13 protein-coding genes are annotated in these 14253 nt (G+C 73.6%); 12 read left to right on the top strand and 1 reads right to left on the bottom strand.

Annotation, left to right across the window (positions count from 1 at the left end; all coding sequences use genetic code 11):
* Positions 1–523, bottom strand: a 523-nt coding sequence (locus K6I34_RS16995; protein WP_229327033.1) for a hypothetical protein, incomplete at its 3' end; no start/stop codon positions are given.
* Between the two features lie 196 nt (positions 524–719).
* Here K6I34_RS16995 and K6I34_RS16990 point away from each other — a divergent pair.
* The 12 genes from K6I34_RS16990 (at position 720) to K6I34_RS16935 (ending at position 14087) form a co-directional block, all read left to right on the top strand.
* Positions 720–1691 carry a 2OG-Fe(II) oxygenase gene (locus K6I34_RS16990; protein WP_229327031.1) on the top strand — a complete coding sequence of 324 codons (972 nt, stop codon included), beginning with the start codon at positions 720–722 and terminating at the stop codon, positions 1689–1691.
* Positions 1692–2214: 523 nt separating this feature from the next.
* Positions 2215–2388, top strand: a complete 174-nt coding sequence (locus K6I34_RS16985; RefSeq protein WP_229327029.1) for a hypothetical protein — start codon at positions 2215–2217, stop codon at positions 2386–2388.
* A gap of 140 nt (positions 2389–2528) precedes the next feature.
* Positions 2529–4091: a radical SAM/SPASM domain-containing protein gene (locus K6I34_RS16980; protein WP_229327027.1), complete on the top strand. Its 1563-nt coding sequence runs from the start codon at positions 2529–2531 to the stop codon at positions 4089–4091.
* Positions 4092–4104: 13 nt separating this feature from the next.
* Entirely contained in the window at positions 4105–6000 is a 1896-nt protein-coding gene (locus K6I34_RS16975; RefSeq protein ID WP_229327025.1) for a carbamoyltransferase C-terminal domain-containing protein, read from the top strand.
* A complete protein-coding gene (locus K6I34_RS16970; RefSeq protein ID WP_229327023.1) occupies positions 6000–6887 on the top strand; it encodes a phytanoyl-CoA dioxygenase family protein in 888 nt (295 codons plus the stop codon). Before K6I34_RS16975 ends, K6I34_RS16970 begins: the two co-directional genes overlap by 1 nt.
* Positions 6884–8200 carry an MFS transporter gene (locus K6I34_RS16965; protein WP_229327021.1) on the top strand — a complete coding sequence of 439 codons (1317 nt, stop codon included), beginning with the start codon at positions 6884–6886 and terminating at the stop codon, positions 8198–8200. Before K6I34_RS16970 ends, K6I34_RS16965 begins: the two co-directional genes overlap by 4 nt.
* Positions 8181–9101: an NAD(P)/FAD-dependent oxidoreductase gene (locus tag K6I34_RS16960; protein WP_229327019.1), complete on the top strand. Its 921-nt coding sequence runs from the start codon at positions 8181–8183 to the stop codon at positions 9099–9101. Before K6I34_RS16965 ends, K6I34_RS16960 begins: the two co-directional genes overlap by 20 nt.
* Before the next feature lie 33 nt (positions 9102–9134).
* Entirely contained in the window at positions 9135–10049 is a 915-nt protein-coding gene (locus K6I34_RS16955) for a GDSL-type esterase/lipase family protein (RefSeq protein WP_229327018.1), read from the top strand.
* 193 nt (positions 10050–10242) lie between these two features.
* Positions 10243–12072: a carbamoyltransferase gene (locus K6I34_RS16950; RefSeq protein WP_229327017.1), complete on the top strand. Its 1830-nt coding sequence runs from the start codon at positions 10243–10245 to the stop codon at positions 12070–12072.
* 19 nt (positions 12073–12091) lie between these two features.
* Entirely contained in the window at positions 12092–12253 is a 162-nt protein-coding gene (locus tag K6I34_RS16945; RefSeq protein WP_229327016.1) for a hypothetical protein, read from the top strand.
* Between the two features lie 62 nt (positions 12254–12315).
* The gene (locus K6I34_RS16940) at positions 12316–13452 is read left to right on the top strand and encodes a PP2C family protein-serine/threonine phosphatase (protein ID WP_229327015.1); all 1137 of its coding nucleotides are present in this window, start codon (positions 12316–12318) and stop codon (positions 13450–13452) included.
* A gap of 11 nt (positions 13453–13463) precedes the next feature.
* Positions 13464–14087 carry a chorismate mutase gene (locus K6I34_RS16935; protein WP_229327014.1) on the top strand — a complete coding sequence of 208 codons (624 nt, stop codon included), beginning with the start codon at positions 13464–13466 and terminating at the stop codon, positions 14085–14087.
* Positions 14088–14253: the final 166 nt, after the last annotated feature.

The raw sequence follows: 14253 nt of genomic DNA, 5'->3' as shown, positions 1-14253 counted from the left end.
GGCCGGGCGGGGGGTGCCAGACGTCGGCGACCGTCTTCCCCGCGGGGACCGTCAGCGCGGGCTCGGTGCTGCCGGTCGCGTCGGCGAGGCGGGTCGTCTTCGTGAGCCAGGAGTTGAGGGCGGTACGGAGGGTGGGGTACTGGTCGAAGTGCTTGTTGATCTCCGAGGCGCCGAGCAGGACGACGAGCAGGCCCGCGAGGACGGCGCCGGCGCGGCCCTTCCAGCGCAGGGTGGGCAGGCGCAGGACGGCGAGGCAGATGCCGAGGACGGCGACGCCGGTCCACAGGACGACATCGGTGGGGAGGGGGTCGGGGAAGGGCTGGAGCCAGTCGTCGACGGCGGTCCGCAGCAGCCAGGTCAGGAGGACGGCGAGCACGACGGCGGCTGGGCCCCAGCGGGTCCACCAGGTACGGCTGCGCGAGGCGAGCAGGGCCGCCAGCGCGGCGAGGCCCACGACGAGCAGGGTGAGCGGAATCCATCCGTTCACCAGGGACCAGTCCAGCGGGCCTGCCGCGATCCGCACACCGGAAATGCTTGTTTATCACCCCTTACCCGGCAACTCGCGTGGAGCGGGCGGGCGACGGCGCGGCCGTCGGGTGGCGGAATATCCCCTCTTGTGGCAGGGGCACCCCGGCGTTGCATACTGCGGCCGACACCGGCCGGCGCGCTTTCGCCGCGCGGTCGGCGTGCGATTCTCCGTCGGGACGAAGGAGACGCCCGTGCGCCAGACGACGAGCAGGACCGGCACGAAGTCGAGCGCCCTCGACCTGCCGAGGACGCCCACGGGCTTCACCCAGGTGTTCCACGCGCTGCGGGCGCGCCCTCCGCGGCGCGGGGTGCGGCTGCCCGCCGAGCCGCCCTGGCGGACCGAGTACGTCGCCCGGGACGCGGACGGGCCGCGGCTCGCGCTCGGGGAGTTCGGTTACGGCCCGGACGAGATCGGCCGGTGGCGGGGCAGGGCGGACGACACCGCGCTGATCGGCCCGCTGCGCGTCCTCACGGAGGAAGGTCTCGGCCACCTCGTCGAGGTGTGCGCGAACCTCGAACGGGCGGCGGACAGCAGCGGGTTCATCGCGACGCGGCGGCTGCGCGGCGCGGACCTCCTGTCCCCCTTCGTCAACAACATGATCCGCGACCGGAATTTCCTGGTGACGTGCTCGCGGCTGGTGGGCGTGCCCCTGATCCCCCATCCGCTGCGGCTGCCCACGGCGCAGATCAACTACAGCGAGGGCCGGGGGCGGCGGCCGGAGATCGTGCGGTGGCACCGGGACGGCATGGACTACGTCTTCACGATCCAGCTGAATGGCCACGAGGACTACGAGGGCGGCCGGTTCACGTACTTCCGGGGGCGTACGGACGAGTTCCCCGGCGCGGTGCCCGGGGACGACAGGATCCGGGAGGCGCCGTGCCGGGAGCGTGGAGCGACGCTCTTCCTCCACGGGAGCCATATCTTCCACGCGGTGACACCGGTGACCGAGGGGCACCGTGCCGTGCTGGTGATCTCGTTGTTCTGCCCGTATTTCGCCCGGCGCGACTCCAACACGTTCTGGCACCTGGCTGGCGACGACGGAATCCCGGCGACGGTACCGGGCTGGCTCCGTCTCAAGTGGCCGGTACGCAACCCGGCGGTGGACTTCAGCCTCAGGGCGGGCTGCCCGGTGATCACGTGGGATGACCTTCGCGCCCCGTAAGGGGCGCGGGGCAGTTGCATTGTGCGGCTCCGCCGCGTGGGCGCGAGCAACCAACGACGACCCGCAGTCGCCGACGCACAGCAGCAAAACGGCGCATAGGCGCACGAGGCGCGCACAGCAAGCAGCGCGCAGCGTAGAGCACACTCACGCGCGGCCACCATCCAGTCGGCATGCCCCCGGCAGGGAACCCGCAGGGAACCCACAGCGCAAAGAGTGCGCCACAGATCATCCGGCAGCCCCACCGCACTTCATGACGGCCGGTGAAGCCCTGCCATGCATCGGCTGCCCCGTAGGCCACCTCACGCATCCCTCACGCACGCCCAGAAAAGGAGGGATTTAATCTATCTGATAATCATATGGGAACTGATCCCCTCATACAGCCTGAAAAAGTGGCCTGAACCCCCGTACCAGCCTCCTACGTGACCATGGTTCGCTGGCCCGGTCCGCGGCAATGCCGCCGCCCACGGCAATGTCGCAGCCCACGGCGAGATGCGCACAAAACGCAGAAGACACGGAGAGAGACATGGCCGAAGTCAAGAAGATGATCACGCCGACGCCCACGGCGTCGTCCCGTCCCTGCGGGTTCGTCTCCCCCGACAAGGGCAACGCGCCGACCATCGTCCCGCCCCGCAAGGCGGAGGCCACCTCGGCCGACAGCCCCGTCACCGAGCCGAAGGAGCTGGGCGCACCGGCCTGATCCTCCCCGGTGCACCGGCTCCCGCGGGCCCGCCGCCCGGACCGCCCGGACCGGCCGGCGGGCCCGTACCGTGCCGCGCCCCTGTCGGCGCCGCGCCACCCGCACTCGTCACACAGCACTTCACAGGGGGAAGCTCAGCGATGTCCGCTCCGGTCTACCAGTCCTCCCGCTACGTCCGCACCGTACGCACCACGGGCGACCAGGACTTCACCCGCTTCGGCGGGCGGCTCGACGCCTACGACGGCGGTGACAGCACGGTGGCCTTCCACGCGCTTTTCGGCAACGCCCGGCTCGTGGACCGAGACACGGTCGAGCTGCTCCGCGAGGCCGCCTCCGGCCTCCCCCTCGACCGGCTGACGGAGCGCGCCGGGGACGCCGCCGTACGCAGTCTCATCGAGGCGCAGTACCTGGTGGAGGCCGGGCACGACGAGGCCTCGGAGATCGACGGACTTCTCGCCGCCCGGAGCGAACGCCTGAGCAGCGGTGTGTTCCACTCCTCGATCCAGCTGGTCCTCACCAACGCCTGCAACTTCTCCTGTCAGGGCTGTTTCGCCTACAACTTCGACGGGGGCGTGGAGGAGCGCAACCACTCCGGGGAGTCGGTCAAGCCCGGGCCCGTGCTCGTGCAGCTGCGCACCTCACGCGGCGACTCCGCCCCGACCCTCGCGCGCGGCGACTGGAACGACGACGCCGGGGACCAGGCGCGCAATCCCTCGATGCACATGTCCCCCGCGGTCGCGGAGAAGACGATCCGCGAGGCGGTGGCCCTCCGCAAGGCGAACGGCGGCGGCGAGCTGACGGTGTCGTTCTTCGGCGGCGAGCCGACGCTCGCGCGCGGCACCATCCTGCACGTGCTGCGGACCTTCGGGGACCGCTACGACGGGGTCGCGCTGTCCTACGACATGACCAGCAACGGCTCGCGCATCGACGCCGAGCTGCTCGCGGCGCTGGCCGAGCACCGCGTCGCCACCACCGTGTCGATCGACTATCTCGTGCCCGGGACCGGGGAGTTCCGCGGCGGGCAGCAGCAGCGCACGGGCTGGCCGGTGGTCCGCAAGGCGGTGCTCGACCTGAAGGCGGCGGGGGTGCCGGTCAGCATCACGTCGGTGCTGTCGCACTACACCTGGGACAAGTGGGGCACCCCGCTGATCGACTTCGTCGCCGAGGCGGGTCTGGACTCCCTCGACGTGATCGTCTCCTTCCAGGCCCGGGAGTTCTTCGAGCGGCACAGCCCGCACGAGGTCGCGCAGCGGCTGCTGGCCGCCGTGGACCACGGGCGGGAGCGGGGCGTACAGCTCAGCGGCTACTGGTACCAGACGTTCCAGATGATCGCCGACGAGCGCAAGTGGGCCGCGCAGGCGGACTACAAGACATGCCCGGCGGTAGGCCGTCAGCTGTCCATCGAGCCCAACGGCAGTGTGTTCGCCTGCAAGGCGACGGCCCGCAGGCTGGGCACCATCGACGACTGGCGGGGTGTCTTCGCCTCCCCCGCCTACCGGGACTACGGCATGCGTGCCTACACCAACGGCCCCGGCTGCCGTGGCTGCGAGCTCCAGGGCACCTGCTCGGGCGGCTCGGCCGGGGCGCTGGAGGAGGAGAACGGGTCGATCCAGGTGATGTCGCCCGGCTACTGCGCCTATATGCGCGAGGTCGTGCAAGGGCTGCTGGAGCGGCACCACGCCCAGGTCACCGCGGCAGTCTGAGGAGCCGCGAGCGATGCCGACGATCGGTGTGAACCTCGGGCACGACGGGGGCGCGGCGCTGGCGCAGCCCGGCGGCGTCCATGTCATCGAGGCCGAGCGCCAGGTGGGGCTGCGCCATGTGTGCGGCGGCAACGCCGCCTTCGCGGCCGGGGCCGCCGGGTGGGTGGCCCGTCTCCACGCCCTCGCCGACGGGCCCGTCACGGCCGTCGCGGTCGCCGACTGGTACACCCCGGCGTGCGCGATCCTGCCCGACGGGCTCGTCGAGCTCGTCTCGGAGGACATCACGTGGAGCAGGCCGGGCGGCGCGCTCGCGTCGTCCGTGCTGCGGCCGGTGAAGGCCGAGGGCTGGGCGCTCGCGGCGGGGCCCGCGGGCCCCGTGCCCGTGGTCGCGGTCCGCCACCACTACGCGCACGCGGCCCTCGCCTACTACACGTCCGGGGCGGACCGGGCGCTGACGGTGGCGCTGGACGGCACGGGCAACTACGCCGAGTGCGGGATGGTGTGCCTGGGCGAGGGCGACCGGCTGACGCCGGTGCTGTCCTTCGACAACCGCACGGGCCCGCGCTTCGGGCTCGTCTACGAGGCCCTGGCCCGGCGCATCCACGGCGGCCAGTTCGACACGGGCAAGCTGCTGGGTCTCGCGGCCACGGGCGAGGTCGACCCCGAACTCCTGCCCGTGCTGCGGGCGATGCTCGCGGGCGAGCGCGGCAGGCGCCGGATGCCGGACCTGTTCGAGTCGCTGACCGGCAGCGCGCTGACCGGCAGCGCCCTGCGGTACGAGGACACGTGGTTCCCGTACGACGAGGAGGCGGGCGGCTATCTCGACGGACTCCTGGCCGACGCCACGGACGACGACGTCGTGCACTCGTACGGCGGGATCTTCCCGGACGAGATCCGCACGGCGCACGGCCGCCGGATCGCCGTCGGGTCGAGCCCCGGCGACCCGGTGTGCCGCAATCTCGCGGCGACGCTCCAGGCGGCCGTCGAGCAGGACCTGGTGCGCTTCGTCACCGGGCTGCACACCCGCTATCCCGGCTACCCGACGCTGTGCTACGCGGGCGGCTGCGCGCTGAACATCACGGCGAACACCCGGCTGGCCGAGAGCGGCTGTTTCACCCGGGTGTCGGTCCCGACCTGCTGCGACGACTCGGGGATCGCGCTGGGCGCGGCCCTGGCCGTGGCCGCGGCGGAGGACCGGCCGTACGCCCCGGGCACTCATCCGGGCACGCGCCCGGGGTCGCACCTGGCCTTCGCAGGGCCGGAGCTGACGGGGCGTGAGGTCCGCCGCGCCGGGCACACCCGCCGGACGTTCGCCTCGGACGCCGCGCTGGTCGGGCACGTGGCCCGGATGCTGGTGTCGGAGAGCTGCGTCGCCTGGCTCCAGGGCGGCATGGAGACGGGGCCGCGTGCCCTGGGGCACCGCTCGCTGCTGGTGTCCCCGCACTGGACGGGGGCCCGGCGCCATGTGTCGCAGGCCGTCAAGGGGCGCGAGTGGTTCCGGCCGGTGGCGCCGCTGTGCCCCGCCGAGGTGGCGGGCGACTGGTTCGCGGGCCCGCTGGACCACACGGACACGATGCTGTTCGCGGCGCGGGTGCGGCCCGACCGTATGGAGGAGCTGTCCGAGGTCCGGCACATCGACGGCACCGCGCGGCTCCAGACGCTGCACGCGGCGGAGCACCCGCTGCTGCACGCCCTGTGCCACGCCGTGGGAGAACACACGGGACTGCCCGTCCTGATCAACACCAGTGCCAACGGCGGCGGTCGGCCGATCCTCAACAGCCTGCAGGACGCGCTGGACCTGCTCGACACCACACCACTGGACGCCGTCGTGCTGGCCGACGAGCGGACCGTCGTCACGGCCGACGAACCCGCCGGGCCCGGCGGGGCGTACGAGGAGGGGAGCCGCTGATGGTGCCGCGCACCCAGCTCAGGGATATCCGCAAAAAACTGCCGCTGCGGGTCCTGACGCCCGCCGACTGGGAGCAGTGGACCACCCACGGCTATGCGGTCGTCCGCCGGGCGGTGCCGCAGGAGCATGTGGAGCGGCTCACCCGGGCGCTGTGGGAGTTCGAGGACATGCGGCCCGACGACCCCGCCACCTGGTACGCCGACCGGACGGACAGCCCGCGGCTGCCGGGCCACAGCGGGCTGGTGGAGATCTACAACCACCAGGCCATGTGGGACAACCGGCAGCACCGGCGGGTCTACGACGCCTTCGTCGACATCTGGGACACCACCGCGCTGTGGGTCGTCATCGACTTCGCCAACGTCAACCCGCCCAACCGCGGTCCGCGCGCCTTCGAGGGCTTCGTGCACTGGGACGTCGACACCTCGCGCCGTCCCCTGCCGATCAGTTGTCAGGGCGTGCTGTCGCTCAGCGCGGGCGACGAGGAGATCGGCGGCTTCCAGTGCGTACCGTCCCTCTTCGAGAAGCTGGACGGCTGGCTCGACGGACAGCCCCGCGACCGTGACCCGATGACCCCCGACCTCACCGGCCACCCGGTGGTGACCGTGCCCGTCGACCCGGGAGACCTGATCATCTTCAACAGTCTGCTGCCGCACGGGGTCCGGCCGAACCGCTCCGCCGGCCGGGTGCGCATGGCGCAGTACATCTCGATGGCGCCCGCCCTGGAGGAGGACAGCGCGCTGCGGGAGCACCGGGTGCGCTTCTGGCGGGACCGGATCCCGCCGCACGAGCACGAGGGGAGCACCCGCAAGCGGGAGCGCGACCTGTACGGGCCCGCCGAGCTGACGCCGCTGGGCGAACGGCTGCTGGGGCTGACGAGTTGGTCATGAGCACGGCTCCGGTGCTGGGTGCCCGGTTCCGCAGGCTGTGGGCGTCGTCGGTGGCCTCCAACGCGGGCGACGGCGTGACCCGTACGCTGCTGCCCCTGCTGGTGGTCGCGAGCCATCCGCAGCCGCTGGTGGTGGCCGGGCTCACGGCCGTCAACATGCTGCCCTGGCTGCTGTTCGCGCTGCCTGCCGGGGTGCTGGCGGACCGGCACGACCGGCGTGCGCTGCTGCTGGCGAGCAATGTCACGCGCGCGGCGGCCCTGCTCGCCGCCGTGGCCGCATTCGCCGTGGGCACCTCGCTGGCCGTCCTGTACGCGCTGTCGTTCGTGCTGGGCATCGCCGAGACGGTGGCGGAGACGGCGGCCCCCGCGATGCTCCCCGAGATCGTGGCCGAGGAGCACCTGGAGCACGCCAACGGCCGTCTCCTCGCCCCGCAGATCATCCTCAACGAGATGGCGGGGCCGCCCGTGGCGGGCCTGCTGGTGGGTGTGGGCGCGACGCTCGCGCTGGCCACCGGCGGGGCGCTGTACGGGACCGCGGCGGTCCTGCTGCTCGGACTGGCGAGCACGCGCCCGGCGGCCCCGCGCGCTACAGGGCGGGACGAGGGAGACGAGGGGGACGAGGGGCCCGTCCGGGCGATGTGGCGGGACCTGCGGGAGGGCGTCACGTTCGTCCTCACGCGGGCCGCGCTCACCCGTACCCTCGCCGCCAGTGCCCTGTACGGGCTGGTGTACTCGGCGACGTTCTCGATGCTGGTGCTGCTGGCCTACCGGTCGCTGCACCTGCGCGCGACCGGGTACGGGCTGCTGCTGGCCGTGGGTTCGGTCGGCTCGGTCGCGGGCACCTGGCTGGCGCCGCGGCTCGCGCGGCGGCTGCCGACGCTCGTCATGGCGCAGTGGTCGCTGGTGCTGTCGGGCGCCGCGTACATCGGTCTCGGGCTGGCCGGTGACGCGGTGCTCGCGGGTGTCGCGATCTTCTGCAACGGCGTGTTCATGATGAGCTGGAACATCCCCGTCCTCTCGCTCCGGCAGCGGTTCGCGCCGCCCGGGCTCCAGGGCCGGGTGATGAGCGTCTCCCGGCTGTGCTCGTGGGGCACGATGCCCGTCGGCGCCGCCCTGGGCGGCCTGCTGGCCCGCGCCGCCTCCGTCACCACCGTCTTCGTGTCCTTCGGGGCCGTCCTGATCGCCGGCTCCCTCGCCCTGCTCGGGCCGCTCCGCGACGGGATGCTCGCGGACGAGCGGGCGGAGCCGCATCCCGTACGAAACGTACGAACACCGGAATCCGGAAGAGGAGAGCATGACAGCGAAGCCGTATGACACCGTGATCGTCGGCGGTGGGCCCGCGGGGCTCAACGCGGCGCTGTACCTGGGCCGGTCGTGCCGCCGCGTGGCACTGGTCGACTCGGGGGACGCGCGCAACATGGCGGCGGGCGTCATGCACAACGTCGTCACCAACGACGGCGTGAGCATCGACGACTTCCGGGCCCGCGCCCGCGCCGAGATCTCCCGCTACGGCGTCGCGTTCCTCGACGACGAGGTGGTGTCCGTGGCGCCCAAGGGCGACCTGGTCGTCACCACGGCCAAGGACGCGGGCGAGCTGCGCAGCCGGACCGTGCTCTACGCGGCGGGCGTGCGGTCGCGCCTGCCCGGCCTCCCGGGCGTCGCCGAGCTGTGGGGCAAGGGCGTCCACGAGTGCCCGTACTGCCACGCCTACGAGCTGCGGGGCGGCTCGTTCGCCGTGTACGGCGGCGGGGTGCCGAGCGAGTGCCTGGCCGCGACGCTCACGGCGTGGACACCGTCGATCACCTATCTCTCCGACGGCCGGGACCTGCCCGCCGAGGAGCGCGGGTACCTCGACGCGGCGGGCGTCCCCACGACCACCGGCAAGGTGCTCGGGGTGACCCGGCTCCCCGACGGCGTCGGCGTGGAGCTGGCCGACGGGCGCACGCTGTCCTTCACGGCGATGTTCCTGCACCTGGAGACCGAGCCGCGCGTGGAGCCGCTCCGGCCCTGGCTCCAGGCGGACGACCTGCTGTCGGTGCAGACGGACGACCGGGGCCGTACGTCGCTGCCGCGCCTGTACGTGGCCGGTGACCTGGGCCGCGGCATGCAGCAGGCGGCGATGGCGGCCGCGTCCGGGGGGCTCGCGGCGATGGCGGTCAACGCGGACCTGATCCGCGAGGACCGGCCGGGCTCCCTGTATCCCCTCTCCCACTGACCCCTCACTGCCCCGCTTGCCCCAGGAGCGCCCATGCCGTCCCCCCGCGCCGAACTCACGCCGCAGATGGCGCACTACACCTTCGTCCTGGAGGACCAGCCCTACATCGGCTTCTTCCAGTACGGCGACGAACGCACCCCCGTCTACACCACCGACCCCTGTGGCTTCCGGGTCTCGCACTGCGCGGCCGGTCCCGCCTCCGTGGCGGGGCCGCGGCCGCCGGGGCCCGTCCGGCTGCTGGCGGGCAGCTCCGCCGTGTTCGGCGTCGGGGCGACCGGCGACCACGCCACGGTCCCGTCCCGGCTCGGCAGCCACTGGGCACCGGATCTGCCGTGGCTCAACTTCGCTGGACAGAGCCTCAACTCGGTGCAGGAGCTGATGCTCCTGACCCTCTTCCAGCACCTGCTGCCCGAGGTGACGGAGATCGTGCTCTGCTCCGGCGTCAACAACCTGGTCCTCAGCAGGCTGCCGGAGGGCCAGCAGGGGCGGCACGGCGCCTTCTTCGAGTGCGGGCCCGCACCGGCCTCGGTGCCGACACCGGCCGAGCGCATCGCCCGCGCGACGGAACTGACCATCCGCCATCTCACGGGCTGGCAGCGGATGGCGCAGGCCCTGGGGGCGCGGATCACCTTCGTGCTCCAGCCGCTCGCGCCCTGGGTCCGGGAGGAGCCCTCGCCCCAGGAGAAGGCGCTGTTCGACGAGCTGGACGAGGTGTCCAACTGGCGGCGGCTGCACCACGACATCGCGTCGATGGAGGTCGGCCGGGCCTACGCGGCGGCGCTGCGCGAGGGCTGCGCGGCCGTCGGGGTGCCCTTCCTCGACCTGAATCCGGCCCTCGGGGAGGCCACGGCCCCGGGTGACTGGCTGTTCGTCGACCGGGTCCACTGCGTCGACGCGGGCTACGACGCGGTGGCGCGCGTCCTGGCCGAACGGCTCGCGTTGTCCTGACCACAGCCAAGAGGAGTGAACGACCATGGCCCTGCTGCGCAGGCTGCTCGCCCGGCTGGTGCGCCGCAAGCGCCGCGGCCCGGCTCCGCAGCCGGAGGACGACGCGTCGATCTACCCCCTGTTCTGACGGCCCCTCGGGGGGCACGGCCCGAAGACGGGACCCGAAGACGGGACCCGAGGAAGGGAAACGGGTGTGACCCGGCTGGTTCTGGGCCTTTCGGCCTTCTCCCACGACAGCGCGGCCGCGCTGGTCGCCGACGGCGTCCCCGTCGCGGCCGCGCAGCAGGAGCGGTTCAGCAGGCGCCGCCACGACCCGGCCTTCCCCCGGGACGCGGTCGGCTTCTGCCTCCGCCACGCGGGCACCGACCTGTCGGAGGTGGCCGCGGTGGGCTACTTCGAGGACCCGGCGCTGAAGTTCCGGCGGGTCCTGACGACGTACGCGGGCGCCGCGCCGCACGGCCTGGCGTCCTTCCGGCACGGGCTGCCCGCCTGGCTGGGCCGCAAACGGCACGCGCTGCGCGTCGTACGCCAGGAGCTGGCGGGTCCGGAGGGGCGGCCGGTGCCGGAGATCATGGCCCTGCGGCATCACGCGTCGCACGCCGCCTCCGCGTTCCTCCCCTCCCCGTACGGCTCCGCCGCCGTGCTGTGCGTGGACGGGGTCGGGGAGTGGGCGACCACGACGGTGTGGCACGGGACGGACACCCGGCTGCGGCCGCTCGCGGAGCTGCGCTTCCCGCACTCGCTGGGGCTGCTGTACTCGGCGTTCACGTACTTCTGCGGCTTCAGGGTCGACTCGGGCGAGTACAAGCTGATGGGGCTCGCGCCGTACGGGACGCCGCGGTTCGCCCCGCTGATCCGGGAGCGGCTGATCGACGTCAAGCCGGACGGCTCGTTCCGGCTCGACCTGCGGTGGTTCGCGTACCTGCGGGGCCGGACCATGACGGGCCCGGGTTTCGAGCGGTTCTTCGGCGGTCCGCGGCGGCTGCCGGAGGGCCCGCTCACCGACCGGGAGTGCGACCTGGCGGCGTCCGTCCAGCAGGTGACCGAGGAGGTGATGGTCCGCCTCGCCCGGACGGCCCGCGCGCTGACCGGTGAGCGCAGGCTGTGCCTCGCCGGGGGCGTGGCACTGAACTGCGTGGCCAACGGCAGGATCGCCGAGGAGGGCGTCTTCGACGAACTGTGGGTGCAGCCCGCCGCGGGCGACGCGGGCGGCGCGCTCGGCGCGGCCCTCACGGTGGCCCACGCCGGGGGCGCGCCGCGCGGGCACGTCGCCGTGGGCCGGGACGCCATGGTGGGGGCGCTGCTGGGGCCGGAGTACACGGACGAGGAGATCGGCGCGTATCTGGACGCGCGGGGCGTGCCGTACCGGCGCGTCGATCCGCGGACGCTGGTGCGCGAGGTGGCGGCGGCCCTGGCCGAGGGGCGGATCGTGGGGTGGTTCCAGGGCCGGTTGGAGTTCGGGCCGCGCGCGCTCGGCTCGCGGTCGATCCTCGCCGACCCGCGCGATCCGGGCATGCAGTCGGCGCTCAACCTGCGGACGAAGTTCCGCGAGTCCTTCCGGCCGTTCGCGCCCGCCGTGCTGGCCGAGGACGCGAAGGACTGGTTCGAGCTGCGGCAGGAGAGCCCGTACATGCTGCTCGTCGCCAAGGTGGCGGAGTCACGGCGCCTGGCGGCACGGGTTCCCGCGGGGGCGCGCGGGCCCGAGCTGCTGCGGGTGCCGCGGTCGACCGTGCCCGCGGTGACGCACGTCGACGGCTCGGCGCGGGTGCAGACGGTCGACGGCCGCCATCCGGCGCTGCGCGCGCTGCTGCGGGCGTTCAGGGAGCGCACGGGCTGCCCGGTGCTGGTGAACACGTCGTTCAACGTGCGGGGCGAGCCGATCGTCAACACCCCGGCGGAGGCGTACGCGTGCTTCATGCGGGCGGGCATCGACCTGCTCGCGCTCGGCGGGTTCCTGCTGCGCAAGGAGGAGCAGCCGCCGTGGCCCGAAGGGGACCGGCGCGAGGCCGTCCCCCTGGACTGACGCAAGGAGGTGCGCCGTCGTGCGCCACGCGCTGCTCGTCGCCGTCTACTACCTGGCCGTGACCCCGTGGGGGTGGTGGCGCCGCCGCTTCGGCGATCCGCTCGCGCTCCGGCCGGACCCGGACGCGGCGACGTACTGGCGCTTCACGGAGCAGGCCGGAGGCCGCCCGGGCGAGGGCTGACCCCGCGTCCCGGCCCTGTCACGGCAGGGCCGGGAGCGTATCTGCCTATGGTGGTCGCAACCATGACGCACCATCCAGCTCCGAACGCGCCGTTCGAGACGCCGCGTCTCCCCCGCCACGCCCGCCTGCTCGTCGTGGCCGGGTACGCGCTGCTCGTCAGCGCGATCGTGCTGGATCTGGCGGCGGACCCGCAGTGGACGCTGTCCCCGGTGCTGGCGACGGCGCCGGTGCTGGCGAGCATCGGCACCCTGCGCGCCCGGGTGCCGCTCGCGGTCGGGCTGTGCGCCCTGGCGCTGGTGCCGCTGCTGGCGCTGGCGGACCCGGGGGTGCCGCTGGTCGACCATCTGACGTCGGGCTTCACAGTGCTGGCCATCACCAGCATCAGCACCGCGAACGTGGTCCTGGTGGCGACGCGGGAGCGAGAGCTCGTGCAGTCCCGCTCGGTCGCCGAGGCGGCGCAGCGCGCGCTGCTGCGGCCGCCGCCGGAGCGGCTGGACGGGCTGCGGACGGCGGTGCGGTACCTGGCCGCCGCGGCGGACGCCCGGGTGGGCGGCGATCTGTACGAGGCGCTGGTGACGCCGTTCGGGACCCGGCTGCTCGTGGGCGACGTACGGGGCAAGGGCCTCGCCGCGGTCGAGACGGCCGCCGACGTGCTGGGGACGTTCCGGGAGGCCGCCCAGGTGGAGCCGGACCTCGCCGCGGTGGCGGCGCGGCTGGACGCGGCGGTACGGCGGCGCCGGGGCCGCCGGAAGGGCCGGTCCGCCGAGAACACCGTGGAGGCCGAGACCGCCGAGGAGTTCGTGACGGCCGTGCTGGTCGGGGTCCCGCCGTCCGGCGACGTGGCCGAACTCGTCGACTGCGGCCACCTGCCGCCGCTGCTGGTGCGGGCGGGCCGGGTGACGGAGCTGGAGTCCCCCGACCCCGATCCCCCGCTGGCGCTGCTGGAGCTGGCGGGCGGCACGTACCGCCGCCGGAGTTTCACGTTCAGGGCGGGTGATGTCCTGCTGCTCTGCACCGACGGGGTGACGGAGGCGCGCGACGCGGCCGGTCGTTTCTATCCGCTGTGGGAGCGGCTGGCGAGGATGCCGGAGGAGGCGCCGGACGTGCTGCTGGACTGCCTGGTGACCGATCTGCTGGCGTACGCGCGAGGCGGGCTGTCCGACGACGCCGCGCTGCTGGCCGTACGCAGGGAGCGCTGAGGATGATGCGCATGACCGCGCTCCGCCGCTCCGTCGTCCCGCTCGTGCTCATCGGTTCGCTGGCGGGCTGCACATCGGCCCCGGGCGGTGCCGGGCCGACGCGGCCGAGCACGGCGAGCGCCCCGGCGACGGCCGCGTCACCGGCGGCCGAGCAGGCCCTGCGGGCCCTGGTGCGGCTCGCCGCCCAGCGGGTGGCGGCCGCCGACGCGGAGGCGGCGGCGGAGTGGGACACCGCGCGGCCGGTCGACGACCCGGTGCGGGAGAAGGCGGTGCTGGACGCTGCGGAGGCGCAGGCGGCGCGGGAGGGGACGGACCAGGAGATCGTGCGCCGGGTCTTCGAGGACCACATCGAGGCGGAGAAGGACGTGCGGCGGGCGCTGCACGAGCGCTGGGAGGAGGACCCCGCGCTGCTCCCGGCGCACCGCCCGGGGCCCTCCGTCTCGGGCCGGCCGGCGCCGGACCGGCTCGACAGGGAGCTGCTGGCCGCGCTCCGGGCGGCCGCGCCGCTGCTGTCGGGCCCGCGCTGCGAGACGGTCCTGGACCGGGACAAGGCCCTGGTGGCACGCGAGACGGGGCTGGACGCCGTGCACGGCGACGGGCTCGACCGGGCCCTCGCCCACACCTGCGACTCGTAACCTCCGGGGCGCCCGCTCCCTTGCCCGATTGTTCAACAATCCATATCCTGCGGACAGTTGACGGCAGCCCGACGACCTCCGCGAGGTTCCCATGGCACCGCTCCCCCACTCCCCCCGTTCCCACGCACCGCACGCCCCGCACGCCACCGCCGAACCGGCCGAAGCC

This window comes from Streptomyces sp. UNOC14_S4, from assembly GCF_020740835.1.
Classification (GTDB): Bacteria; Actinomycetota; Actinomycetes; order Streptomycetales; family Streptomycetaceae; genus Streptomyces.
This window is presented reverse-complemented; position numbering and strand designations above follow the sequence as displayed.

Excerpts from the sequence above, each read along its gene's own strand:
- K6I34_RS16985 (WP_229327029.1), top strand. The coding sequence starts at position 2,215 with ATGGCCGAAGTCAAGAAGATGATCACGCCGACGCCCACGGCGTCGTCC.
- K6I34_RS16980 (WP_229327027.1), top strand. The coding sequence starts at position 2,529 with ATGTCCGCTCCGGTCTACCAGTCCTCCCGCTACGTCCGCACCGTACGC.
- K6I34_RS16975 (WP_229327025.1), top strand. The coding sequence starts at position 4,105 with ATGCCGACGATCGGTGTGAACCTCGGGCACGACGGGGGCGCGGCGCTG.
- K6I34_RS16970 (WP_229327023.1), top strand. The coding sequence starts at position 6,000 with ATGGTGCCGCGCACCCAGCTCAGGGATATCCGCAAAAAACTGCCGCTG.
- K6I34_RS16965 (WP_229327021.1), top strand. The coding sequence starts at position 6,884 with ATGAGCACGGCTCCGGTGCTGGGTGCCCGGTTCCGCAGGCTGTGGGCG.
- K6I34_RS16960 (WP_229327019.1), top strand. The coding sequence starts at position 8,181 with ATGACAGCGAAGCCGTATGACACCGTGATCGTCGGCGGTGGGCCCGCG.
- K6I34_RS16955 (WP_229327018.1), top strand. The coding sequence starts at position 9,135 with ATGCCGTCCCCCCGCGCCGAACTCACGCCGCAGATGGCGCACTACACC.
- K6I34_RS16940 (WP_229327015.1), top strand. The coding sequence starts at position 12,316 with ATGACGCACCATCCAGCTCCGAACGCGCCGTTCGAGACGCCGCGTCTC.
- K6I34_RS16935 (WP_229327014.1), top strand. The coding sequence starts at position 13,464 with ATGACCGCGCTCCGCCGCTCCGTCGTCCCGCTCGTGCTCATCGGTTCG.